Annotated in this window: 22 protein-coding genes; 12 read left to right on the forward strand and 10 right to left on the reverse strand. The window is 53.2% G+C overall.

Translation table 11 applies throughout. The features are described from left to right. Nucleotides 1–3 precede the first annotated feature (3 nt). Together ACT9TW_RS00420 and ACT9TW_RS00425 are read left to right on the forward strand one after the other, a co-directional pair. Complete coding sequence (locus ACT9TW_RS00420; RefSeq protein ID WP_014071602.1) at nt 4–222, forward strand: YgdI/YgdR family lipoprotein; 219 nt, start codon at nt 4–6, stop codon at nt 220–222. 123 nt (nt 223–345) lie between these two features. After that, entirely contained in the window at nt 346–1386 is a 1041-nt protein-coding gene (locus tag ACT9TW_RS00425; RefSeq protein ID WP_446491405.1) for an NADP(H)-dependent aldo-keto reductase, read from the forward strand. Nucleotides 1387–1532: 146 nt separating this feature from the next. On the opposite strand, the gene lplT is transcribed toward ACT9TW_RS00425, so the two are convergent. Together lplT and aas are read right to left on the reverse strand one after the other, a co-directional pair. After that, on the reverse strand, nt 1533–2726 hold the full coding sequence (gene lplT / locus ACT9TW_RS00430; RefSeq protein WP_446491406.1) for a lysophospholipid transporter LplT: 1194 nt from the start codon (nt 2724–2726) through the stop codon (nt 1533–1535). Next, on the reverse strand, nt 2719–4878 hold the full coding sequence (gene aas / locus ACT9TW_RS00435) for a bifunctional acyl-ACP--phospholipid O-acyltransferase/long-chain-fatty-acid--ACP ligase (protein WP_446491407.1): 2160 nt from the start codon (nt 4876–4878) through the stop codon (nt 2719–2721). Before aas ends, lplT begins: the two co-directional genes overlap by 8 nt. Nucleotides 4879–5498: 620 nt before the next feature. On the opposite strand from aas, the gene galR reads away from it, so the two are divergent. After that, nucleotides 5499–6515 (forward strand): HTH-type transcriptional regulator GalR, encoded by a 1017-nt coding sequence (galR, locus tag ACT9TW_RS00440; RefSeq protein ID WP_446491408.1) that lies wholly within the window; start codon nt 5499–5501, stop codon nt 6513–6515. On the opposite strand, the gene ACT9TW_RS00445 is transcribed toward galR, so the two are convergent. The 4 genes from ACT9TW_RS00445 to ACT9TW_RS00460 all read right to left on the reverse strand — a co-directional run bounded on the left by ACT9TW_RS00445 (nt 6476) and on the right by ACT9TW_RS00460 (nt 10574). Then, nucleotides 6476–6952: a GNAT family N-acetyltransferase gene (locus tag ACT9TW_RS00445; protein WP_446491409.1), complete on the reverse strand. Its 477-nt coding sequence runs from the start codon at nt 6950–6952 to the stop codon at nt 6476–6478. The genes galR and ACT9TW_RS00445 overlap by 40 nt on opposite strands. Then, nucleotides 6949–7722: an FCD domain-containing protein gene (locus tag ACT9TW_RS00450; protein ID WP_182062299.1), complete on the reverse strand. Its 774-nt coding sequence runs from the start codon at nt 7720–7722 to the stop codon at nt 6949–6951. Before ACT9TW_RS00450 ends, ACT9TW_RS00445 begins: the two co-directional genes overlap by 4 nt. Before the next feature lie 91 nt (nt 7723–7813). Further along, a complete protein-coding gene (locus ACT9TW_RS00455; RefSeq protein ID WP_446491410.1) occupies nt 7814–9241 on the reverse strand; it encodes a glycoside hydrolase family 1 protein in 1428 nt (475 codons plus the stop codon). 7 nt (nt 9242–9248) lie between these two features. Next, nucleotides 9249–10574 (reverse strand): PTS sugar transporter subunit IIC, encoded by a 1326-nt coding sequence (locus tag ACT9TW_RS00460; protein ID WP_182062301.1) that lies wholly within the window; start codon nt 10572–10574, stop codon nt 9249–9251. A 299-nt stretch (nt 10575–10873) separates the two neighbouring features. Between ACT9TW_RS00460 and ACT9TW_RS00465 the strand changes: the two genes are divergently transcribed. Next, nucleotides 10874–11890, forward strand: coding sequence for a LacI family DNA-binding transcriptional regulator (locus ACT9TW_RS00465; RefSeq protein WP_182062302.1), 1017 nt, complete (start codon nt 10874–10876; stop codon nt 11888–11890). Here the strand turns inward: ACT9TW_RS00465 and lysA are convergent. Further along, on the reverse strand, nt 11882–13144 hold the full coding sequence (gene lysA / locus ACT9TW_RS00470) for a diaminopimelate decarboxylase (RefSeq protein WP_166717572.1): 1263 nt from the start codon (nt 13142–13144) through the stop codon (nt 11882–11884). The genes ACT9TW_RS00465 and lysA overlap by 9 nt on opposite strands. Before the next feature lie 123 nt (nt 13145–13267). Here lysA and ACT9TW_RS00475 point away from each other — a divergent pair, with 123 nt between their 5' ends. Then, on the forward strand, nt 13268–14200 hold the full coding sequence (locus ACT9TW_RS00475) for a LysR family transcriptional regulator (protein ID WP_182062304.1): 933 nt from the start codon (nt 13268–13270) through the stop codon (nt 14198–14200). Nucleotides 14201–14219: 19 nt separating this feature from the next. On the opposite strand, the gene ACT9TW_RS00480 is transcribed toward ACT9TW_RS00475, so the two are convergent. Continuing rightward, nucleotides 14220–14768, reverse strand: a complete 549-nt coding sequence (locus tag ACT9TW_RS00480; protein ID WP_014071614.1) for a flavodoxin family protein — start codon at nt 14766–14768, stop codon at nt 14220–14222. 168 nt (nt 14769–14936) lie between these two features. On the opposite strand from ACT9TW_RS00480, the gene ACT9TW_RS00485 reads away from it, so the two are divergent. Next, a complete protein-coding gene (locus ACT9TW_RS00485) occupies nt 14937–15335 on the forward strand; it encodes a winged helix-turn-helix transcriptional regulator (protein ID WP_446491411.1) in 399 nt (132 codons plus the stop codon). Between the two features lie 26 nt (nt 15336–15361). Here the strand turns inward: ACT9TW_RS00485 and ACT9TW_RS00490 are convergent, their stop codons facing one another. Continuing rightward, nucleotides 15362–16054 carry an aspartate/glutamate racemase gene (locus tag ACT9TW_RS00490; RefSeq protein WP_446491412.1) on the reverse strand — a complete coding sequence of 231 codons (693 nt, stop codon included), beginning with the start codon at nt 16052–16054 and terminating at the stop codon, nt 15362–15364. Nucleotides 16055–16188: 134 nt separating this feature from the next. Here ACT9TW_RS00490 and ACT9TW_RS00495 point away from each other — a divergent pair, with 134 nt between their 5' ends. Continuing rightward, entirely contained in the window at nt 16189–16512 is a 324-nt protein-coding gene (locus ACT9TW_RS00495) for a cupin domain-containing protein (protein ID WP_166717568.1), read from the forward strand. A gap of 33 nt (nt 16513–16545) precedes the next feature. Here ACT9TW_RS00495 and wzz(fepE) read toward each other — a convergent pair whose 3' ends face one another. Beyond that, nucleotides 16546–17679 (reverse strand): LPS O-antigen length regulator Wzz(fepE), encoded by a 1134-nt coding sequence (wzz(fepE), locus tag ACT9TW_RS00500; RefSeq protein ID WP_446491413.1) that lies wholly within the window; start codon nt 17677–17679, stop codon nt 16546–16548. 546 nt (nt 17680–18225) lie between these two features. Here wzz(fepE) and ACT9TW_RS00505 point away from each other — a divergent pair. From ACT9TW_RS00505 to ACT9TW_RS00525, 5 genes are all read left to right on the forward strand, one after another. Further along, nucleotides 18226–19116, forward strand: a complete 891-nt coding sequence (locus tag ACT9TW_RS00505) for a carbohydrate ABC transporter permease (RefSeq protein WP_014071620.1) — start codon at nt 18226–18228, stop codon at nt 19114–19116. Next, nucleotides 19109–20011: a carbohydrate ABC transporter permease gene (locus ACT9TW_RS00510; RefSeq protein WP_446491414.1), complete on the forward strand. Its 903-nt coding sequence runs from the start codon at nt 19109–19111 to the stop codon at nt 20009–20011. The genes ACT9TW_RS00505 and ACT9TW_RS00510 overlap by 8 nt, the downstream gene beginning before the upstream one ends. 12 nt (nt 20012–20023) lie before the next feature. Beyond that, nucleotides 20024–21151 (forward strand): ABC transporter ATP-binding protein, encoded by a 1128-nt coding sequence (locus ACT9TW_RS00515; RefSeq protein ID WP_446491415.1) that lies wholly within the window; start codon nt 20024–20026, stop codon nt 21149–21151. A gap of 13 nt (nt 21152–21164) precedes the next feature. Then, complete coding sequence (locus ACT9TW_RS00520) at nt 21165–22451, forward strand: ABC transporter substrate-binding protein (RefSeq protein ID WP_182062309.1); 1287 nt, start codon at nt 21165–21167, stop codon at nt 22449–22451. 67 nt (nt 22452–22518) lie between these two features. Beyond that, complete coding sequence (locus ACT9TW_RS00525) at nt 22519–23646, forward strand: oligogalacturonate lyase family protein (protein ID WP_446491416.1); 1128 nt, start codon at nt 22519–22521, stop codon at nt 23644–23646. Nucleotides 23647–23725: the final 79 nt, after the last annotated feature.

A 23725-nucleotide genomic window follows, 5' to 3' on the forward strand; every position in this document is an offset into this window, starting at 1 on the left:
ACGATGAAAAAATGGGCAGTGTTAATTTCAGCAGTCGGTTTAGCGTTTGCAGTATCGGGCTGTAGCAGTGATTACGTTATGTCGACAAAAGATGGCCGGATGATCCTGACAGACGGCAAACCCGAAGTTGATGACGATACCGGGCTGGTCAGCTACCGCGACCAGGAAGGCAACAAAATGCAAATCAATCGCGACGAAGTTTCGCAAATCATCGAGCGGTAAACAGATAAAGGTCAGTGACTTGCTGGCCTTTTTGATTTTTCTCTTCCCCTTTTGCCTCCCCTCTGCCATGTTTATATTCCTTCGTCGGGGAGTTCCTGACGCCCATTGTAAAGGAAGCCGGCTATGCATTATCACCGTATCCCCCACAGCTCTCTGGAGATAAGCCAACTGGGGTTGGGCACGATGACATTTGGTGAACAAAACAGCGAAGCCGATGCCCATGCACAACTCGATTATGCCGTGAGTCAGGGGATTAACCTGATTGACGTTGCAGAGATGTACCCTGTTCCTCCGCGCCCGGAAACGCAGGGCTTAACAGAAACGTATGTCGGAAACTGGCTGGCAAAACGCGGTAATCGTGAAAAGCTGATTGTCGCCTCTAAAGTCAGCGGTCCGTCACGTAACAATGATGCCGGGATCCGCCCAAACCAGATCCTCGATCGCAAAAACATCCGCGCTGCGCTGGATGCCAGCCTTCAGCGCCTGCAAACCGACTATCTCGATCTTTACCAGGTGCACTGGCCACAGCGCCCGACAAACTGTTTCGGTAAGCTCGGCTATAGCTGGAATGAAAGCGCGCCGGTCGTCACCCTGCTCGAAACGCTGGAAGCCCTGGCTGAATGCCAGCGCGCAGGCAAGATCCGCTACATTGGCGTCTCTAACGAAACGGCATTTGGCGTGATGCGCTATCTGCATCTGGCGGATAAACACGATCTGCCGCGTATCGTCACTATTCAAAACCCGTACAGCCTGCTGAACCGCAGCTATGAAGTGGGTCTGGCCGAAGTGACACAGTATGAAGAGGTTGAGCTGCTCGCCTACTCATGCCTGGGCTTTGGCACACTGACCGGTAAATACCTGAATGGTGCGAAACCTGCCGGCGCGCGTAACACCCTGTTCAGCCGTTTTACCCGTTACAGTGGCGCGCAGACGCAAAAAGCCGTCGCGGCATATGTTGATATCGCTAAACGACACGGACTGGATCCTGCGCAGATGGCGCTGGCTTTCGTGCGTCGTCAGCCGTTTGTTGCCAGCACCCTGTTGGGCGCGACCACTATGGAACAGCTGAAGACCAACATTGAGAGTTTCCATCTTCACCTCAGCGAAGAGGTGTTAGCGGAAATTGAAGCGGTGCATCAGGTTTATACCTACCCGGCACCGTAATAAATGCAGAACGGCAACACATGTTGCCGTTTTTTTTGCGCCGCAGAATACCGTAGGCCGGATAAGGCGAAGCCGCCACCCGGCTTTTTGTCGGTGTCAGTGCCTGCCATTGCCCGGTGGCGCTACGCTTACCGGGCCTACAACACTTAACGCCGACGCTGCCAGACCCACAGCCCGGCAATCGCCAGCGCGAAGATAGCGCCAAACCCGACCCCAATCGCCACGGCTGGTGTACCCACTTTCACAGCCAGCGAGTACAGCCCAAGCATCAGCAACATCGCCGCGTTCTCACCCAGGTTTTGCACCGCAATAGCATTTCCCGAACCAACGGTCTGCTTGCCGCGATCCTGGAGCAGCGCATTGAGCGGCACAACGAAGAAACCGCCGAGAATACCGATCAGAACGAGCAAGACATACGCCGGAAGTAATGCATGTTGCAGAGAGAAAATCAGCACAACAACGCCTATCAGTATCCCCGCAGGCATACAACGCGCGACGGTGTCGAGCGTCACCAGCTTCGCCGCAGCGCCTGCGCCAACCACAATCCCGATCGCCACCATCGCGTTAAGATAGGTCGGCGTGGCATTGTCAGTGATCCCCAACGCCACAGGAACCCACAACACCAGCAGGAAGCGCAGGGTAACGCCCGCCCCCCAGAACATACTGGTTCCGGTTAACGAAAAACGCGTTTCGCCGTTACGCCACAGCACGCGGCAAGCATTAAAGAAGCTGGCGGTCATTGGCGTAAATCGCCAGGATTGCCCCGGTCTTGCCACGGCCAGTTTCGGGATAAACAGGTTCGCCACTACCGCTCCGCCGTATACCACGGCACAAATGCCCAGCGCCGCCAGCACATGCCAGTCGGCCAGTACGCCGCCCGCTACGGAGCCGAGCAGAATAGCGGCAATCGTTGAAGACTCCATCAGACCGTTAGCTTTAACCAGCCTGTCTCCGGTGGTCAGTTCACCGAGGATGCCATACTTCGCCGGAGAATAGGCCGCCGCACCAATACCCACCAGCGTATAACCGATAAACGGGTTGAAACCAAAACAGATACTGGCAGCACCCAGCAGCTTGAGGCTGTTGGCAAACATCATTACCCGGCCTTTCGGGAAACTGTCCGCCACTTGTCCCACAAAGGGAGCAAAAACAATGTAAGCACCCACAAACACCATCTGGAGGATCGGCTGACTCCAGTCGGGGTAGAACTCTGCTTTCAGCAGTGCCAGGGTGGCAAACAGCAATGCGTTATCACCAAAGGCTGACAGGAACTGGGCAGCAATCACTGCCATCATGCCTTTTGACCAGATTGAGGTGTTAGTGTGCACTGACTCACGCATTCTGCTGTTCCGCCTCTTCAAGCATCCCTTTCAGGGTGACAAAATCGGGCTTACCGCTGCCCAGTACCGGCAATTGTTTCAGATAGCGGATATCGCGTGGCACGGCCAGTTCAGGAATGCCGTGTTCACGGGCATGGCGAAGCAGCTGTTCGCGCTTAAGTTCACTGTCGGTCGTGAACAGCACCAGCGCTTCACCTTTGCTGGCATCGCTTTTCACGACCGTAGCATGAAGTTTGTCGGCAGAAACCGCCGTCGCCAGCTGTTCAACCATCTCCAGCGAAATCATCTCGCCTGCTATCTTGGCAAAACGTTTTGCTCGCCCCTGGATTTGTACAAAACCTTGCTCGTCGAAGCGGACGATATCACCCGTGTCGTACCAGCCTGTTTCAACAACGCCATCAATGTTCTCTGCCGTTGGCACTTCAAGCACGCCTGGGTTTTCGACACGCAAATACCCGTTCATCACGTTCGGTCCTTTCAGCTGCAAGCGGCCACCGTCTTCAATGCCCGGCACGGCCAGCAAACGCGCGTCCATGCCTGGCAGAATTCGCCCGACGGTTGCAGGTTTTGATGCCATAGGCACGTTAATAGACACTACCGGCGCGCACTCCGTCACCCCGTAGCCTTCAAGGATGCGCAGGCCAAATTTGTCCTGCCAAATCTGACGGGTGCTGTCCTGGAGTTTTTCCGCCCCGGCAACCACATAACGCACACGATAGAAATCATAAGGATTGGCAAAACGGGCGTAATTTCCGAGGAAAGTGGATGTTCCGAAAATCACGGTACAGTTACGGTCATACACCAGTTCCGGCACAATGCGATAGTGCAACGGGCTTGGATAGAGGAAGACTTCGGCACCGGTCAGCAGCGGCGTAAACAACCCCACCGTCAGGCCAAAGGAGTGGAACAGCGGCAGCGCCGACATAAAGCGGTCATTCGCCGTAAAGTCAGCAATGGTTTTGATCTGTTCGACGTTAGCCAGAATGCTCTTGTGGCTGTGGACGACCCCCTTCGGGTTCCCTTCCGAGCCAGAGGTAAAGAGGATAATCGCCGCATCTTCCGGCTGCTGTTTCACCTGCGCCAGGCGTGGCATTAGCAGGTGGGCAAAGATCCACAGCTTGTCGCTCGTTGTCACGTCTGCTTTGAGATCTTCCAGGAACACCCAGCGAACCTGAGTCAGCTGTTCCGGCAGATGCCACAATTTGCCTTTATCGAGGAACTGACGCGAGGTAAAGACGGTTTTAAGTTGCGCCGCAGTGATAGCGCTGGTCAGCCCTTTAACACCCGCCGTGTAGTTCATCATTGCCGGAATGCGGCCGCGGGAGACAGCGCCAAATATCACCGCCGCACTGATACCGGCGTTAGGCAGCATCAGGCCAATTTTTTCGCCTTTCTGGCTGTATTTTTCAAGAATCCGGCCAACAAACAGCGTTTTGGTCAGCAGCTTACGGTAGGTATCAGGCGTAAAGTTGATGTCTTCAATACAGTTTTTCTTCGCACCATAACGATGTTGCGCCGATAGCAATGATTCGTAGAGCGTTTCGCGTGGGCGGATCGCCATGCGCGCTTCCATCATTATCTGGTGCAGCATTTCACCCGCAATTTTACGGCGGTCGCGCGCACGTGGCGCATCAGGCATCGGCAACGTGGTCGGCGGCAGAATATGCAGGGTAATCTTCGGGAAATAACGCTGCTTCACCAGCCCTGTCAGGCGGCTGAAATGGCTCAGCTCCGCGCCTTCAATACGCAGCGGTACAACGGTTGCTTTCGATTTCGCGGCCACAAAACCCGCGCCATCGTAGATTTTCATCAGCGACCCTGTCACCGAGATTCGCCCTTCCGGGAAAATCACTACCGGGCGCCCCTGCTCAACCAGGCGTACCAGATGTTTAATCATCATCGGTTTTGTCGGGTCGAGTGGAACAAAATCAATCAGTGGTGCCAGCCAGCGCATAAACCACTGTTGGCTGATAGAGGTATAAACGGCAAAAACCGGACGCACAGGCAAGAACAGCGCCAGCAAAATGCCATCAATAAAGGAAACGTGGTTTGGGGTGATAAGAACGCGCTCGCCTTTTAGCGCCTGGGTATCACCGGTGACGCGAATGCGAAAGAGGATACGAAAGAGTGTACGGAAGAACCCAAAAAGCATTTCAACTCCCTTGCCAGCCAGAGTGGGATGTTCTTTAAATGGTGGCAGATTACACGAGAAGTGCAGCAGGAGCGATAGCTAAAACCGGGCAAAAAAAACCTGCGCATCCGCGCAGGTTGGTGCAAGTGATGAGTACGAGATGCGTACTAAGAATTCTCACCAATCAATACCTCTGGGATCTTGATTGTGGATGTTCACCATGTGCTTCGCCAGTGAGAAAACGCAAGGGAATGAGCCGAAGTGCAACCAGTTGTGAATATTCTCTGTTGCTGTTACAGGTTGAACTGTGAGGCAAAAAAAACCTGCGTAGAAACGCAGGTTGGTGTAAATCGTGTTAATCAACCGGAGTTGATTTCACCTATCAATACCTCTGGGATCTCGACTCTATCAATCTGCCAACCGTCCCGACTATCAGACAATCGCAACAGCCTGAGGCAAAGTGTAACTAAAGGTTCAGATTGACATTATTTTGACATGACTTGCTGTGTAACGATTACACCGTCAGGGTATGTTCTGCGTCACGTTTGTGGATTGCTAAAACCCTCGCCCCTTGAATGCGCGCTGCTTTTCCGCAACACTAGTTCGTGTGTAAACGCTTACCCCCACTAAGAAGGTATTAAATGGCGACAATTAAGGATGTGGCCCGTCTGGCAGGTGTTTCCGTCGCGACCGTCTCGCGCGTGATTAACAACTCACCGAAAGCCAGTGACGCATCACGCCAGGCAGTACAAAGCGCCATGGAATCGCTGAATTACCACCCCAACGCCAACGCCCGCGCCCTGGCTCAGCAGTCGACAGAAACCATTGGTCTGGTCGTGGGTGATGTGTCAGATCCCTTTTTCGGCGCAATGGTTAAAGCCGTCGAACAGGTGTCTTACCAAACAGGTAACTTCTTGCTGATTGGCAACGGCTACCATAATGAACAAAAAGAACGCCAGGCCATCGAACAGCTGATCCGCCACCGCTGTGCCGCGCTGGTCGTCCATGCCAAAATGTTGCCCGATGAAGAACTCATCAACCTGATGAAACAAATTCCCGGGATGGTAATAATCAACCGCATTATTGCCGGATATGAAAAACGCTGTGTTGCGCTCGATGACCGTTACGGTGCCTGGCTGGCGACCCGTCATCTGATCCAGCAGGGTCATACCCGCATCGGCTATCTCTGTTCTAACCACCCCATTTCGGATGCGGATGACCGCCTGCAAGGCTACTACGACGCACTGCGCGAAAACGGTCTGCCGTGTAATGACCGCCTGGTTGCCTACGGTGAGCCTGACGAAAGCGGTGGCGAGCAGGCCATGACGGAGCTGTTAGGCCGCGGGCGGAATTTCACCGCTGTTGCCAGCTATAACGACTCAATGGCCGCGGGTGCGATGGGGGTGTTAAATGACAACGGTATTGACGTGCCGGCAGAAATTTCGCTGATTGGCTTTGATGATGTGCTGGTGTCCCGCTATGTACGTCCGCGTCTGACCACCGTGCGTTATCCTATTGTAACGATGGCAACGCAGGCGGCGGAGCTGGCATTAGCGCTGGCGGATAACCGCCAGCCGCCGGAAATTACGCATCTGTTCAGCCCAACGCTGGTGCGCCGTCACTCCGTGGCGTCACCCGTTGAAGGGCTAAGCGAATAACGATAGAGATGGACCGTTTTGTTCGGGTATTCCAGACCATCACCGATATAACGCCAGCCGTAACGTTCGTAAAAGTTGCAGCAGGCAGACCAGAGATGTAATTCGCAATACCCGGCCTGCGCGGCAAACGCGATGACATGTTCCTGCAGTAACCCCGCCAGCCCCTTGCCGCGAGCCGCCTCATCAACGTACAACGCGGCAAGCCAGGGATAAAGATCCTGACGGCTAATCAAATCACAGCGCCATAATCCCACCGTCCCCAGAAGCTGCTCGTCCTCCACGGCGATAAACGTCAGCGGCAACGCGCCCGGGGTCTGGCTGTGCTCAACCACGTTCTGGAAAAACTCACGCGGCAGGCCGTCGCCAAAAGCCTGCCAGATCCAGTCGATAACCTTCTCTGCAAACTGCGGCGCGGCATAAAGCGGCATAATTTTCACACCAGCTTCCCCTGAAATACAGGCACAGACTCAAAAAGATAACCGTCAAAATCTGGCGCATCTTCGTCAGACAGTTCCAGCAGACTCTTTTTCACATTTTCGAGATGCTGGAACATGGCCTGCCATGCGCCCATCACATCGCGCCGACGTAGTGCCGCAAGGATCGTCTGACGATCGCCGAGCCATTTCAGACGCCAGGCGCGGCTGCCAATATGCACGTTGAACTGCTGCCACAACGGGCTGCTGTCCATGTGATGCCAGATGCTTTCAACCGTTGCCAGCAGCATCTGATTTTGCGTTGCGCCCGCCAGCACCAGGTGGAACATTTTGTTGTTATCCTGGCTTTTATCGTCGGCGGCAATGGCGCGTTGCTCCTGTTCGATGATGCGGCGCAGGTTATCGATGTCCGCCCGGGTGGCCATTTTTGCGGCAAACGCAGCGATGTTACTTTCAAGCAGCTGTCGGGCCTGTAAAATCTCAAACGGGCCGACATCGCTATTCAGGAACCGCTCTTCTTCACTTTCATGTTCGTCAGGGATGCGCATCACATAGACGCCCGACCCCTGGCGAATATCCACTGTGCCCTGCAACTCCAGCATCAGTAACGCCTCACGCACGATGGTACGGCTTACGCCATAGGTCTCGGCAATGTTTCGCTCCGGCGGCAGGCGCGAGCCAACGGGATAATGCCCCTGGATAATTTGCGCGCGCAAATCCTCGCCAATCTCCTGGTACTGTTTTTTTTCTGGCGGGACGACTGCCTGATCCACGATATCACCTGTACTTATCTGTTAATGCGCAGGCCGGGCATCCTCCCGACCAGTTTGTGCACTATTTTACCAGAACCCACACTGTTTGCGCTTACTTCCATTCATCGTCAATACAGAGCGTGAGCACGCGCGCATCGCGCAGTTGCCGGAACCAGGCGGCCGACTTTTTGGCGCGTCGGGCGCGGTTGTCCTCCAGAGCGATCTCAATCAATCCATAGCGATTTTTGAATGCATTCATGGGCGAGACGTTGTCCGTGAACGCCCACAGCATAAAGCCGTGACAGTTTGCCCCCTCTTCCCGCGCCAGCAGCGTGTAGTAGAGATGTTCGCTGATAAATTCGATACGGTAATTGTCTTCGATAATGCCATCACGATTGCGGAACTGTGCTTCGTTCTCAACGCCCATACCGCTTTCCGCCACAAACCAACTGATGTTGCGATAGTCGTTTTTAATACGCATCGCCATGTCATAAATAATGCGCGGGTAGATTTCCCAACCGCGGGATTTGTTCATCCGCCGCCCCGGCAGTTCAAACGGCTCATAATAGTATGCCGGGTGGAAAGGTGTTTCCGGATGCCAGGCGCGGGATGGCGCTTTCACCCGGTGCGGGTAATAGAGGTTGATCCCCAGCTCATCAACGGTGTTGTCGGCAATCAGCGCCAGCTCTTCTGGCGTGTAATCCCACTGAACCTGGTGTTGGTCCAGCAGGGTAAAAAGTGCCTGCGGGTAATGCCCGTGCACCAGCGGGTCAAGGAATACGCGGTTATAAAACAGATCGTACATTTCGGCGGCGCGCACATCATGCGGCGCACGCGAGCGCGGATAGGTCACTTCCGGGTTAAGAATGCAGCCCACAGAGCCGTGATAACCTTTCTCGCGGAACAGCTTCACCACCTTCGCCGTCGCCAGCACTTTATGGTGGTTCCACTGCATCCAGGTACTGGTGTTCTGCTCATAGGGCCAGCGCAGCGCATCGAGGTAAACGCGGGTCTGCACTACAATCGGCTCGTTGAAGCTAAACCAGCGCGTCACTTTTGTGTGGTAGCGCTCAAACACTTTTTCAGCGTAACGCACAAACAGCTCGACAACATGCTTTGACCCCCAGCCACCGTAGGTTTCCAGCAGCACGCCGGGTAGCTCGTAATGCTCCAGGCAGATCATCGGTTCGATCCCCTGACGGTGCATTTCGTCAAACAGGGCGTCGTAATAGGCCGCGTACTCTTCGTCCACAGTCGCGTTTTCGTAGTCGGTCAAAAAACGCGACCAGTTGATCGAGGTGCGATAGTGCGTCAACCCCGCCTGTTTCATCAGCGCGACATCTTCACGATACCGGTTGATAAAATCGGTCGCCACCGCCGGGCCATAGCCGTTATGCCAGACGTGGCGATCGTTTTTATACCAGAGGTCGAGCCAGGAGTCCTGCCCCGCCTTCTTGCCGCTCCAGCCTTCCGTCTGCCAGGCAGATGCCGCCGCCCCCAGGATAAAATCTTTCGGTATTGCTATCTGTTTGGTGCTCATCAGATCCTCACGCGTTGTTGGTGGCTTGTTGCAATGCAGCCTGTTCAGCGCGGCGGGAAGCGATCTTCACAAACGGCAGGTAAATAATCACGGCCGTTACAATACAGATAAGCTGAGTGACAACCGCCCCCATTGAGCCCGCAGTTGAAAGCCAGGCGTTAATCAGCGGCGGCGTGGTCCAGGGCACCATCACCACAGCTTTTCCGGCAAAGCCAGTAGCCGTTGCGAAATACCCGATGGAGCCTGTCACCAGTGGGGTGATGATGAACGGGATCGCCAGGATCGGGTTAAGCATGATAGGCATCCCGAAAATCACCGGTTCATTGATGTTAAAGAGGCCAGGGCCGATGGAAAGCTTGGCTATCTCTTTCATCTCTTTGCGTTTGGTGGCAATCATCACCGCAATCAGCAGGCCAATGGTTAAACCGGAACCCCCAATGCTCATATACACATCCCAGAACGGCATGGTGATGATGTTCGGGACCTCTTTTCCCTGCTCAAATGCGCTCATGTTGACGGTGATCGCCCCCAGAAGCAGCGGTTCGCGGATCGGTTTGATCATCTGGTTGCCGTGAATACCGATAACCCAGAACAGCTGAGCCACAAACATCAGCAGAAGAATACCCGGCAGGCTTTGTACTACACGTTCCAGCGGTTGTTGCACCACCTGATAGACCGCATCGTAAAGGTACATGCCGGTAATTTGGTGGAAAACGAAGCCAAACGTCGCGATAGCGGTAGTGGTAATGATGGCAGGGATCAGCGCCGAGAATGACGCTGCCACGTTAGGTGGCACTGTGTCCGGCATCCGAATCTTCAGGCCTTTGCGGTTTTCCAGCCAGCAGTAAATCTCAACGGAAAGAATGGCAATAAACATGCCTAGGAACAAACTGCGGGTATCCGAGAACTGGCGCAGCAGCACGTCTTTCACCACATGCATCTGCCCGTCGACCATCATTTCAACCGTCGTCGGCGTAACACAGATAAAGCAGATCACCGCCAGCAGACCCGGGAAGAGCGATTTGATCCCGTTGATACGCCCCAGCTCAATACCGATTAAAAAAACCGCACCGATGTTCAGAAAGTTCAGGGTGGCGTAGTTAATCGCACTGGTAATCGGTTTTAGCGCGGCGAGAAAAGAGAGCGATTCGAAGCTCGCCAGGCCATTTTTCGGATCCAGCACCATGTTGGAGATCAGCACAGAGAATGCGCCAACGATGATGACCGGCATTAAGGTAATAAAGGAGGACTTGATCGCCATGATATAGCGATAGCTATTGAATTTGGTGGCGAAACTGCCCAGAGCGTCGATCAGTTTTTCCTGCAATGCCATAGGGTAATACCTCAGTGAAGGGCTTTTATTGGAGTAGATCTACAGCCGCCTGTTATTGGCATACCAAAAATAGCTTTCTGGTGCTATTCGTTCTGTGATTAATCTCCCATCATGACAACAGGTATTCCAAATCATGATTTACAACCACTTTGGTATGCCACTTATTCCGTTTTATGCTGTTGTGATAGCCCGTTGCCAAAAAGCGTGATCGTGGTGGGGATTTTGCCTTCGCCGCTGCACATATGTGCCTGAGTGTCTGTGATAAACTGCGGACGATTACGTGAAAGCAGGAATTTCTAATGGCAACAATGCTGGATGTCTCATTACGCGCTGGTGTTTCAAAAGCCACAGTCTCACGCGTGTTGAACGGCACAGGTCAGGTAAAAGAAAGCACGCGCAAGCAGGTGTTTAAGGCAATGGAAGAGTTAGGTTATCGGCCGAACTTTCTTGCGCGCTCGCTGGCGAACCAGACCAGCAACAGCATTGGTCTGGTGGTGTCGACATTTGACGGTTTTTACTTCGGACGCCTGTTACAGCAGGCATCGCGACAAACGGAAACGCACGGCAAGCAGCTGATCGTCACCGACGGTCACGATGCCCCCGAACAGGAAGAGATGGCCGTGCAAATGCTGGCAGACCGCAAATGCGATGCCATCGTGCTTTATACCCGCTACATGAGCGAAAAAGCGATCATGAAGCTCATCCATTCCGTGCAAACGCCGCTGGTGATCATCAACCGCGAAGTGAGCCAGGCGGCGGACCGCTGCGTGTTCTTCGAACAACAGGATGCCGCCTTTAAAGCCGTGGATTATCTGATAAGCCAAGGCCACCGCGAGATTGCCTGTATCACCGTTCCGATCCACACGCCAACCGGTAAGGCGCGCCTGATGGGGTATCGCAAGGCACTGGAAAAGCACGGAATTGTCTGGGACGATCGTCGGGTGAAATATGGCGATGCAGGAATGACGCGGGGATATGAGCTGTGCAAAGAGCTCATCACTGAAAACGTGCCGTTTAGCGCGCTTTTCGCCTGTAACGACGATATGGCTCTGGGTGCGTCTAAGGCGTTACATCAGGCCGGGCTGCGTATTCCTCAGGATATTTCGCTGTTTGGCTTTGATGATGCGCCGAGCGCGAAGTGGCTGGAGCCTGCACTCTCTTCGGTCTATTTGCCTATCGATAATATGATAGTGACGGCTATCGATCAGGCGATCCGGCTGGCAAAAAACCAGCCGGTCGAAACGATCCCGCCGTTTACCGGCACGCTGGTGTTGCGCGACTCAGTAACCACGGGCCCGTATTTTCACTCAAAATAGTTCCAGCGCCAGCAGTTCCTGAATGGTCTGGCGGCGGCGAATCAGCCGCGCCACACCATTATCGAACAGCACTTCCGGCAGCAGCGGGCGGCTGTTGTAGTTCGAGGACATTGACGCCCCGTACGCTCCGGTATCATGCAGCACCAGATAATCACCCGGTTTCACTTCAGGCAGCGCGCGGGTTTCCACTTTACCGCCCTCCTGCTGAGTAAACACATCGCCCGATTCGCACAGCGGGCCTGCCACTACAGTTTCAACCCGCGGAGCCTGCGTTAAATCGCGCCCGTCTGCGGCCAGCGCGGTAATGTGGTGGTAACTGCCGTACATGGCCGGACGCATCAGATCGCTAAAGCCTGCATCAATCAGCACAAAGTGACGTGACCCCATCTCTTTCACGCTACGAACCTGCGACACCAGCACGCCAGACTCCGCCACCAGGAAACGACCCGGTTCGATTTCCAGCTTCACCGCATGCCCCAGATGGGCGGCAATTTTATCGCGCGCCGCGCTCCACAGGCCGTAATAGTGATCGGTATCAATCGCCTCTTCGCCTTCACGATAGGGAATAGACAGACCGCCACCGGCGGAGATCGCCTCCATATCCTGACCAAAATCGATAACCTGGCGCACCATCGCGCCACATACCTGCTCCAGATGACCGTAATCGACACCGGAACCAATATGCATATGAATACCCACCAGCTCCAGGCTGTAGCGCTGTATCACTTCAAGCGCCGCAGGCAGATCGGTATACCAGATCCCGTGTTTGCTGTTTTCACCGCCGGTATTGGTTTTTTGGCTGTGACCGTGGCCAAAACCCGGGTTCACGCGCAGCCATACGCGATGACCAGGAGAAACCTGACCGAGCTGCTCCAGCATATCCACCGAACCTGCATTAACCGGAATGCGCAGTTCATGTACGCGGGCAAGTGTAGGTTCATCAATCAAGTCAGCCGTGAACACAATGGCATCGCTGTCGCTCTTCGGATCGTATCCGGCCGCCAGCGCGCGTTCAATTTCACCAAGAGAAACCGAATCGACCTTCACCCCCTGCTCACGCATCAGGCGCAAAATATGGATATTCGAGCAGGCTTTCTGAGCAAAACGCACCACGTCAAACTGATGCAGCGCGGCAATCTTTTCGCGGACGATCTGCGCGTCGTAGACCCACACAGGGCAGCCAAATTCGGCTGGCAGGCGAAGTAAATTATCGGCGTTCAAATCGGTATCAGTCTGGTTAAGCGGGCGTGGCATGGTCTTCTCCGGGTGATGTCATTTTTTTATGATTACGCCACAGTGCGAAGAGAATAAAAAATATCGTTTTATCGTGAGTCTATGCAAAAATGATATGGATAACCCTCAGTCATCAGGTGCCCAATGCCCGCCGTCAACTTACGCCATATCGAGATTTTTCACGCCGTGATGACCACGGGGAATCTCACCGAAGCTGCACTTATGCTGCATACCTCGCAGCCAACAGTCAGCCGCGAGCTGGCACGCTTTGAGAAAGTGCTGGGGCTGAAGCTGTTTGAACGTACGCGCGGCAGACTGCATCCCACGGTGCAGGGGTTACGCCTGTTTGAAGAAGTACAGCGATCCTGGTACGGCCTGGACAGGATTGTCAGTGCGGCCGAAAGCCTGCGGGAATTCCGCCAGGGTGAGCTGTCGATTGTCTGCCTGCCCGTCTTTTCGCAGTCATTTCTGCCCATGCTGCTGCACCCTTTTCTGACGCGCTATCCCGAGGTCAACCTCACCATCGTGCCGCAAGAGTCGCCGCTGCTGGAAGAGTGGCTTTCGGCTCAGCGCCATGATCTCGGCCTGACCGAAACGCTTGTCACCCCTGCGGGAACGCAGCGCACCGAGTTGCTCTCTTTAGATGAAGTTTGCGTACTGCCAGCAGGACACCCGTTAGCGCAGAAACAGATCCTGACTCCCGCCGATTTTCAGGGCGAAAATTACATTAGTCTTTCACAGACCGACAGCTACCGGCAGTTACTGGATACCCTGTTTGCCGAGCATCAGGTTAAACGCCGAATGGTGGTCGAGACGCACAGCGCCGCCTCAATATGTGCGATGGTGCGCGCGGGTGTGGGAATTGCGGTGGTGAATCCCCTAACGGCGCTGGATTATGCCGGAACCGGGATCGTTATCCGCCGTTTTAGCGTATCCGTTCCTTTTACCGTGAGCCTTATCCGCCCGCTTCACCGCCCGGCTTCGGCACTGGTGGATGCCTTCAGTGAACATCTGCAAGGGGGGCTTAGCACGTTCACTGCAAAACTGGACGATGTGCTTAACAATATGCCCGGCTAACTGCCGGGCATTCGTCAATTCAGTTGAAACGTTTCGCGACAGAAGCTACACGCTCACCGAATTTCACTGCAGTTTCCAGATCGCCCGATGCAATCGCACCTGCGTCAGCATCTGACGGAGACTGCACCAGCAGCCCAACAGAACCGCCCAGGTTGTTGATATCCTGGCGCGTGGCAGCCTGAGTGTTTGACGGTGGCAGACCCAGGCTCACCCAGATACCGCCATGCTGTGAAGCCAGCGTTTGCAGATACTGAAGAGACACTTGTTTGTCACCGTTCAGGCTCGCACTGTTGCTAAAGCCCGCAAACACTTTGTCCTGCCAGCTGCGCACAAACCAGGCTTTCGACGTGGCATCGGCAAACTTCTTGAACTGCCACGGCACACTGCCCATATACGTTGGCGCGCCAAAAATAATCGCCTTCGCATCGTTGAGTTTTTGCCAGTCGCTTTCCTGAATATCGCCATTGCTATCAATCGCGATCAAATCAGCACGCGCGCCTTCAGCAACCGTTTCAGCTACGCGTTTTGTGTGACCGTAGCCGGAATAATAGATAACTACAACGCTCATTATGTGTCTCCTGATGGAATATTGCTCAAGAAGTCAAACATTTACGGCTGGGTTGCCATTTTCGGTTCCCTGGTATCAAATAGAAACCTTACGTCGTTTTATACACGCAAACATTCGCTTGCGTAAGAAGGCACCTTTACCTCACCTGGTTACCTCGAGGGAACCACCATGACTGACGCTGAAACCGCAACAAAAGAGATGCCACCGTATAATGTGTTCGACGAGCGCTGCCCGACACGCAATGTACTGTCGCGTATAGCCGATAAATGGGCGCTGCTGATCCTTGCGCGTCTGGAAAACGGACCGATGCGGTTTAATCACCTGCAACGTGATATTCAGCGGATCACCAAGAAAGTGCTGACCCAGTCGCTGCGCAAGCTAGAGCGAGACGGCCTGGTTTCGCGAAAAGTGTTTGCCACTGTGCCGGTAACGGTAGAGTACAGCCTGACGCCGCTCGGCCAGGCGCTCACTGAAACCGTCACCGTGCTGGCTCACTGGGTAGAAAGTAATATGGATGCCATCGTCGCCGCGCAATCAGCTTATGATGCCGCCAACGAACAAGACTGAGCCGGGCAAGCCCGGCTTTGTGCTGCTCAGGAGAGCATAAATTCAACGGCATCCGCGGCATGAATGGTTGCCGTGTCAAACACCGGGATCGAGCTGCGCTCAACCGGCACGAGTAAACCAATCTCTGTACAACCGAAAATAACACCCTCTGCCCCCTGCTGTGCGAGCTTCTCAATCACGCTGACGTAGTACTCGCGCGAGGGTTCGCTGAAGGTTCCGAGACAAAGCTCCTCAAAGATAATCTGATTAATGCGTGCCCGGTCTGCCTCATCCGGGATCAGGCTTTCAATCCCAAATTCACTTCTCAGTCGCCCACGATAAAAATCCTGCTCCATGGTGTAGCGGGTTCCCAGCAGCGCCACGCGCGTCATCCCGGAGGCGGTAATCGCGCGCCCGGTGGCATCGGCAATATGCAGGAACGGCAGCGAACAGCGCGATTCAATGTGTGACGCCACTTTGTGCATGGTGTTGGTACAGAGCAAAATCCCCTCTGCGCCCGCACGCTCCAGCCCCAGCGCCGCCTGCGCCAGTATCTCGCCGGCTTTATCCCACTCACCGCTCGCCTGGCAGGCTTCTATCTCATGGAAATCGACGCTGTGCAGCAGCAGGCTTGCGGAGTGCAGCCCGCCAAGACGTTGCTTCACCCCTTCATTAATCAGGCGGTAGTAGGGGATGGTCGATTCCCAGCTCATTCCACCTAACAGTCCGATCGTTTTCATACTCTCTCCTTTATGTTTCTTCCAGTGAAGCAAACTTGTGATCCTGTTTCCAGTTCTTTGGCTAGCCGTTTCTTTTTACCGCGCGGTGATATAAATTAAATGAAACAATGTTTCATTACCTTGCGGGGCTAGATATGTTTATTTTTCACAAAGAGACAACGCTTGAAGATCTCGGAAACGGCGTGACACGCCGAATTCTGGCGCATGACGGAAAGATGATGGCGGTAGAGGTGAATTTCCAGCAGGGCGCCATCGGGCCGATGCATAACCATCCGCACGAGCAGTTAACCTATGTGCTTTCCGGCGAGTTCGAATTCACCATTGGTGATGAAAAACATGTCGTGACGGCGGGAGACACACTCTATAAAGAGCCGCATATCATGCATGGCTGCGTGTGTCTGAAACCCGGCACACTGCTTGATACCTTTACGCCTGTGCGCGAAGATTTTCTGCAATAAATAAAAGGGCGGCGTCGCCACCCGCCCTTTTTATTACATTTCCGCTTCCGGAAGGGCTTCCGCTAAAGGCTTGCGCATCAGCATCGCATTTTGAACTAGCACAAAGCCGCAGGCGAAAAGCCCACCAACAATGCCTGCGAGCAGCGCAATAACCAGCTTGCCCGGTCCATCTTTTTTCACCGGCAGAGACGGTGACAGCTGATATTTAAAAGGCTCAAGCTTCACATCTTCAACAGACAGTTTCTGCAACTGAGCCAGATGATATTCACGATTCTGGAAATCGGAATTCAGCTCAGCAACATCCTTGATCGATTTTTCAATTTCCAGCTTTTGCGCAATACCATCAGCGCCCAGCGCCACGGAGTAATCCGGGTCATCTTTAACCGCCTGGCCATTACTGTATACCGGCTTTTTGATTCCGGCGGCATTGGCCACTTTCAGGGAATAATTCAGTCGTTGCAGGTTGGTGTTGTGAATATTGGTCAGACGAACCCTGTCCAGTTCCAGCTGCTCTCTCTCCATTCGCGTTTTCAGCGTGACCTGATTACGAATGTTCTGCATCGTTTCTTTTTCGACCAGCGCGGATACGAACTGGATATAGCCTTCAAGCACGGTACGCGCATCTGTTGCCGTCGGCGCTGTAAAGCTCAACGTCCAGGACGCATAGGGCGCTTTATCGGCATCTTTCGCCGCGGTGTTATCCGCCGCTTTCATCTCCTCGGCAATATTGACCACGGCGCGATGCAGCTCAACAGGATCAATATCTGCACCTTCCAGCTGCGCCATAACAAACGGCGAGGAGGTCATATATTCTTCAAGCAGTGACTGTGACTGGAATTTTTTGATAAACAGGTTGAATACATCAGGGCGGGCGATTTTTACGTCCACATCCAGTACCTGAAGTGCCACCAGCATCTGTCGCAGTGGGTTCCACTGCGTTTGTTCTGCCGGCGTGATCACCGCTTTACTGGTCCACTTTTGCGGCAGGATAAATGCCATTGCCAGGCCTGCTACTGCAAAGATAAACGCGGTGACCAGAATACGTTTTTTGGCGACCCACAAGACATCCAATAATCCCAGAAGGTCAATCTCTTTATACTCATGTGCCGGGGAGGCATGACGGGAAAAATCCACATCCGTATTTTTTTTAAAATCCATGACTGACATAACAATTCTTCTATTTTGATGGCGCAGTGAATCTGCCTGAGAGGTCCCTGAGCGTTCGATGATACAAGAAAGTAAGAATTATCTGAATGCCAAAAGATTAAAACCTGATACCTGACTATCAGAATTAGTAGTAAAAATTGGCGCTATATCACGAACGTTAATCATTCTTTCTGAAGACTCATCCACTCTCCAGCCGTTTTACGGTGACTCATATCCCGGTTAAAAGTGCCACCTTCCTCACCTTATTGAAACAGCGTTTCGACATCGATCACATTTCCATCATTAAGCGCATGACGCGGAAATAAATAGCAATAAAATAAAATAAAACGATGTTTTAGTATTCAAGAACAACAGTTCGTTAGTTTTTAAAACCCTGACAAGGCTTGCCAGGACTACCCAATAAAATGTTATATAAAACATAAGGTAAGGAAGTAACCGTAACGCGTTTCATATCGAACACACATCCCCGGGCCTGCCATCAGGCGCGGGGCGACAGCATCACAATCGGATTCCGTTTTAAAACCATTGATTGCCAGGTAGGTATGTATGAATGAAAACAAAATGCTGGGGCTAGCGTGGATATCACCCTACATAATCGGGCTGATAATCTTTACCGCGTTTCCCTTTGTCTCATCGTTCTTTCTCAGTTTTACTGATTACGATCTGATGAGCCCGCCGGTGTTTAACGGCATCGAGAACTATCGTTACATGTTTACGGAAGATACTCTCTTCTGGAAATCCATGGGCGTAACTTTTGCCTATGTATTTTTGACCATTCCATTAAAACTGGCATTTGCTCTGGGAATTGCGTTTGTTCTGAACTTTAAATTACGCGGCATCGGTTTCTTCCGTACTGCCTACTATATTCCGTCGATCCTCGGAAGCTCCGTAGCAATTGCGGTTCTGTGGCGTGCACTGTTTGCCATCGATGGCCTGCTGAACAGCTTTATTGGCGTATTTGGTTTTGACCCGGTGAACTGGCTGGGTGAACCTTCTCTGGCGCTGATGTCCGTAACCCTGCTACGCGTCTGGCAGTTCGGCTCTGCGATGGTTATCTTCCTTGCCGCGCTGCAAAACGTTCCGCAATCACAGTATGAAGCGGCAATGATCGACGGCGCATCAAAATGGCAGATGTTCATGAAAGTGACCGTGCCGCTGATTACGCCGGTGATTTTCTTCAACTTCATCATGCAGACCACGCAGGCGTTCCAGGAATTTACCGGGCCATACGTCATTACCGGCGGCGGACCAACCTACTCGACTTACCTGTTCTCGCTCTACATCTACGACACCGCTTTCAAATACTTTGACATGGGCTACGGCGCTGCGCTGGCCTGGATCCTGTTCCTGGTGGTTGCCGTCTTTGCCGCTATCGCCTTTAAGTCTTCGAAATACTGGGTGTTCTACTCCGCCGATAAAGGAGGCAAAAATGGCTGATATCCAACAACTCTCCACGGCGAGAAGCATTGCTGAGCGCGAAGTGGCTCGCACGCTGCGCAAAGAGAAAATCAACGCCAGTATCCGCTATGTGATCCTGCTGTTTGTCGGCCTGCTGATGCTCTATCCGCTGGTGTGGATGTTCTCGGCGTCGTTTAAACCAAACCACGAGATCTTCACTACTCTCAGCCTGTGGCCTGCACACATCACCTGGGATGGATTTATTAACGGCTGGAAAACCGGGACTGAGTACAACTTCGGTCATTACATGCTGAACACCTTTAAGTATGTGATCCCGAAAGTGATCCTGACCATTATCTCCTCTACCATCGTGGCGTACGGCTTTGCCCGCTTCGAGATCCCGTGGAAGAAATTCTGGTTCGCGACGCTTATCACCACCATGTTGCTGCCAAGCACCGTCCTGCTTATCCCGCAGTACCTGATGTTCCGTGAAATGGGCATGCTGAACAGCTATATGCCGCTGTACCTGCCGCTGGCGTTTGCCACACAAGGGTTCTTCGTCTTTATGCTGATCCAGTTCCTGCGTGGCGTACCGCGTGACATGGAAGAGGCGGCGCAGATTGACGGCTGTAACTCCATCCAGGTGCTGTGGTACGTGGTAGTGCCAATCCTGAAACCGGCCATTATCTCGGTCGCACTGTTCCAGTTCATGTGGTCAATGAACGACTTTATCGGGCCGCTGATTTACGTTTACAGCGTGGACAAATACCCGATTGCACTGGCTCTGAAAATGTCCATCGACGTCACCGAAGGTGCGCCGTGGAACGAAATTCTGGCAATGGCGAGTATCTCCATTCTGCCATCCATCATTGTCTTCTTCCTGGCACAGCGCTACTTCGTACAGGGCGTAACCAGCAGCGGAATTAAAGGTTAAGAGGGAAATATCATGGCTGAAGTTATTTTCAACAAACTGGAAAAGGTGTACTCCAACGGCTTCAAAGCGGTACATGCTATCGACCTGAAAATCGCTGAAGGGGAATTCATGGTGATCGTCGGGCCATCCGGTTGCGCAAAATCCACCACCCTGCGAATGCTGGCCGGGCTGGAAACCATCAGCGGTGGTGAAGTACGCATTGGTGAGAAAATCGTCAACAACCTGGCGCCGAAAGAGCGCGGGATTGCGATGGTATTCCAGAACTATGCGCTGTATCCGCACATGACGGTGCGCGAAAACCTGGCCTTCGGTCTGAAGCTGAGCAAGCTGCCGAAAGATCAGATTGAATATCAGGTGAATGAAGCGGCGAAAATTCTGGAACTGGAAGAGCTGCTCGACCGCCTGCCACGCCAGCTTTCCGGCGGCCAGGCGCAGCGTGTGGCCGTTGGCCGTGCGATTGTGAAAAAGCCGGACGTGTTTCTGTTTGATGAACCCTTATCAAACCTCGACGCCAAGCTGCGCGCCTCGATGCGTATCCGTATTTCTGACCTGCACAAGCAGCTGAAGAAATCCGGTAAACCGGCGACGACCGTTTATGTGACCCACGACCAGACCGAAGCCATGACCATGGGTGACCGCATCTGTGTGATGAAGCTCGGCCATATCATGCAAGTGGATACTCCGGATAATCTCTACCACAAGCCAAAAAACATGTTTGTGGCAGGCTTCATCGGTGCGCCAGAAATGAACATTCGTGCCAGCAAGCTGGTGGAAAGAGAGGGGAATCTGCTTATCGCTATCGGCAATGAAACCATGCCGCTCAACGGTGAAATGCAGGAGAAAGTGTCTGGCTACGCGGGCCAGGAGATCTTCTACGGCGTGCGCCCTGAATTTGTTTCGCTCTCAGACGAACCTTTCCAGGAAGGGGGTTGCAGCGGCGAAATGGTGCGTGTGGAAAACATGGGCCATGAGTTCTTTGTGTACCTGAAAGTCGCGGATTACGAACTGACCGCCCGAATTCCTTCCGACGAAGCTAAGCCAATGATTGATAAGGGGCTTCATCGTAAGGTGTATTTCAAGTTTGATATGAATAAATGTCATATTTTTGACGCTAAAACTGAACAGAACATCTCTCTCTAATGGAGTTATAAAAATGAAAAAAGTGCTTTTAAGCGCCGCTATCTCCGCTACCCTGGGCCTTACTGCTTTGCCATCGATGGCACAAGATGTTGATTTACGTATGTCCTGGTGGGGCGGTAATGGCCGCCACCAGGTTACCCTGAAAGCGCTGGAAGAGTTCCACAAGCAGAACCCGGATATTAACGTGAAAGCGGAATACACCGGGTGGGATGGTCACCTGTCCCGTCTGACGACCCAGATTGCTGGCGGCACCGAGCCGGACGTGATGCAAACGAACTGGAACTGGCTGCCGATCTTCTCCAAAAGCGGGGAAGGCTTCTACGATCTGAACAAAATGAAAGACGTGATCGACCTGAGCCAGTTCGATCCAAAAGAGCTGCAATCCACCACGGTGAACGGCAAGCTGAACGGTATTCCAATCTCCGTGACCGCGCGTGTGTTCTATTTTAATGACGAAACCTGGAAAAAAGCGGGCGTCGAATACCCGAAAACCTGGGATGAGTTGATGGCCGCAGGCAAGGCCTTCGAGAGCAAGCTTGGCAAACAGTACTACCCTGTAGTGCTGGAACACCAGGACACCCTGGCGCTGCTGAACTCCTACATGATCCAGAAGTACAACATCCCAGCCGTGGACGAAAAGACCAAAAAATTCGCCTACAGCAAAGAGCAGTGGGTGGAATTCTTCCAGACCTATAAAAAACTGGTTGATAGTCACGTGATGCCAGACACCAAATACTATGCGTCATTTGGTAAGAGCAACATGTATGAGATGAAGCCGTGGATCCAGGGGGAATGGGGCGGAACCTATATGTGGAACTCCACCATTAACAAATATTCCGACAACCTGAAGCCACCGGCAAAACTGGAGCTGGGTAATTACCCAATGCTGCCGGGCGCCACTGATGCGGGCCTGTTCTTCAAACCGGCGCAGATGCTGTCGATTGGTAAATCCACCAAGAACCCGGAAGCCGCAGCCAAGCTGATTAACTTCCTGCTGAACAGCAAAGAAGGTGTCGATACGCTGGGTCTGGAGCGCGGTGTGCCGTTGAGCAAAGCAGCTGTGCAATTCCTGACCGAAGACGGCACCATCAAAGAGAGCGATCCTTCCGTTGCAGGTCTGCGTCTGGCGCAGTCTCTGCCTGCGAAACTGTCCGTATCGCCATACTTTGATGACCCACAGATTGTTGCCCAGTTCGGCACCTCTCTTCAGTACATCGACTATGGCCAGAAAACCGTGGAAGAGACTGCCGCTGACTTCCAGCGTCAGGCGGAACGTATCCTGAAACGCGCCATGCGCTAATCCCCTGGCCAGAACATACCCTGCCACTAACTGTGGCGGGGTATTTTTTTATCTCAAGGAGAGAAAAATGAAAGGCAAAATCATCCCGCTGAATTTTCGCACTCGCCTGGATAATAAAACCGGGCACGAGGTGATACGGATGACGCCCACGCACATTATTTGTCACCGTAATTACTTCTATCAAAAATGCTTCACCTGTGATGGCAGCAAGCTGATTTTTGGCGGTGCATTTGAAGGCCACTGGAATTACTACCTGCTGGATATTGAGAAACAACAGGCAACCCAGCTTACCGATGGAGCCGGGGATAATACCTTTGGCGGCTTTTTATCTGATGATGATAAGTCCCTGTGGTATGTGAAAAATAACCGCGAACTCCGGCGCGTCAACCTCGACAGCCTTGAGGAGTTTATCGTTTATGATGTGGATGACGAATGGGTGGCGTACGGCACCTGGGTGGCAAATTCAGACTGCACTAAGCTTGTCGGGATCGAAATCAAAAAGAGCGACTGGCAGCCGCTGACCGACTGGAGCAAGTTCCGCGCGTTTTACTTTACCCAGCCTGAATGCCGCCTGATTAATATCGATTTACGCACTGGCGAACGCCGGGTGATGTTGCAGGAAAACCGCTGGCTCGGGCATCCGATCTATCGCCCGTTTGATATCACCACCGTCGCGTTTTGCCATGAAGGTCCGCGTGATGCCATCGATGCCCGCATGTGGCTGATTAATGCCGACGGCAGCAACGTGCGCAAGGTTCGCCAGCACGCGCCCGGCGAGAGTTTCACCCATGAATTTTGGGTCCCGGACGGCTCCACGCTGTATTACGTAGAACATAAAGAGAACGACCCGAAACGCTATCTGTGCAGCGCCGATCCGCTAACGCTGGAAAACCGCCAACTGATGGCGATCCCGCCCTGCTCTCACCTGATGAGCAACCACGATGGCACGCTGATTGTCGGTGACGGCGCGCCGCATAATACCGGGGATATCAGCCTCAACGATCCGTTTATCTGGGTATTTGATGTGCGTGCGGGGACGCAAAAGGCCGTTTGTCAGCACAACACCAGCTGGAAAGTGCTGGATGGCGACCGTCAGGTGACGCATCCGCATCCGTCATTTTCGCCGGATAATAAGTGGGTGTTGTATACGTCTGATGAGGAAGGAATGCCTGCGCTTTATATGGCGCGGGTGTAAAAAAAGCCGGGTGGCGGCTATGCCTTACCCGGCCTACATTTGGCGCTACTTTGTAGGCCCGGTAAGCGTAGGGTATGAA

Source organism: Enterobacter sp. C4G1, from assembly GCF_052886895.1.

Excerpts from the sequence above, each read along its gene's own strand:
- ACT9TW_RS00420 (WP_014071602.1), top strand. The coding sequence starts at position 4 with ATGAAAAAATGGGCAGTGTTAATTTCAGCAGTCGGTTTAGCGTTTGCA.
- ACT9TW_RS00425 (WP_446491405.1), top strand. The coding sequence starts at position 346 with ATGCATTATCACCGTATCCCCCACAGCTCTCTGGAGATAAGCCAACTG.
- lplT (WP_446491406.1), bottom strand. The coding sequence starts at position 2,726 with ATGCGTGAGTCAGTGCACACTAACACCTCAATCTGGTCAAAAGGCATG.
- aas (WP_446491407.1), bottom strand. The coding sequence starts at position 4,878 with ATGCTTTTTGGGTTCTTCCGTACACTCTTTCGTATCCTCTTTCGCATT.
- galR (WP_446491408.1), top strand. The coding sequence starts at position 5,499 with ATGGCGACAATTAAGGATGTGGCCCGTCTGGCAGGTGTTTCCGTCGCG.
- ACT9TW_RS00455 (WP_446491410.1), bottom strand. The coding sequence starts at position 9,241 with ATGAGCACCAAACAGATAGCAATACCGAAAGATTTTATCCTGGGGGCG.
- ACT9TW_RS00460 (WP_182062301.1), bottom strand. The coding sequence starts at position 10,574 with ATGGCATTGCAGGAAAAACTGATCGACGCTCTGGGCAGTTTCGCCACC.
- ACT9TW_RS00465 (WP_182062302.1), top strand. The coding sequence starts at position 10,874 with ATGGCAACAATGCTGGATGTCTCATTACGCGCTGGTGTTTCAAAAGCC.
- lysA (WP_166717572.1), bottom strand. The coding sequence starts at position 13,144 with ATGCCACGCCCGCTTAACCAGACTGATACCGATTTGAACGCCGATAAT.
- ACT9TW_RS00475 (WP_182062304.1), top strand. The coding sequence starts at position 13,268 with ATGCCCGCCGTCAACTTACGCCATATCGAGATTTTTCACGCCGTGATG.
- ACT9TW_RS00480 (WP_014071614.1), bottom strand. The coding sequence starts at position 14,768 with ATGAGCGTTGTAGTTATCTATTATTCCGGCTACGGTCACACAAAACGC.
- ACT9TW_RS00485 (WP_446491411.1), top strand. The coding sequence starts at position 14,937 with ATGACTGACGCTGAAACCGCAACAAAAGAGATGCCACCGTATAATGTG.
- ACT9TW_RS00490 (WP_446491412.1), bottom strand. The coding sequence starts at position 16,054 with ATGAAAACGATCGGACTGTTAGGTGGAATGAGCTGGGAATCGACCATC.
- ACT9TW_RS00495 (WP_166717568.1), top strand. The coding sequence starts at position 16,189 with ATGTTTATTTTTCACAAAGAGACAACGCTTGAAGATCTCGGAAACGGC.
- ACT9TW_RS00505 (WP_014071620.1), top strand. The coding sequence starts at position 18,226 with ATGAATGAAAACAAAATGCTGGGGCTAGCGTGGATATCACCCTACATA.
- ACT9TW_RS00510 (WP_446491414.1), top strand. The coding sequence starts at position 19,109 with ATGGCTGATATCCAACAACTCTCCACGGCGAGAAGCATTGCTGAGCGC.
- ACT9TW_RS00515 (WP_446491415.1), top strand. The coding sequence starts at position 20,024 with ATGGCTGAAGTTATTTTCAACAAACTGGAAAAGGTGTACTCCAACGGC.
- ACT9TW_RS00520 (WP_182062309.1), top strand. The coding sequence starts at position 21,165 with ATGAAAAAAGTGCTTTTAAGCGCCGCTATCTCCGCTACCCTGGGCCTT.
- ACT9TW_RS00525 (WP_446491416.1), top strand. The coding sequence starts at position 22,519 with ATGAAAGGCAAAATCATCCCGCTGAATTTTCGCACTCGCCTGGATAAT.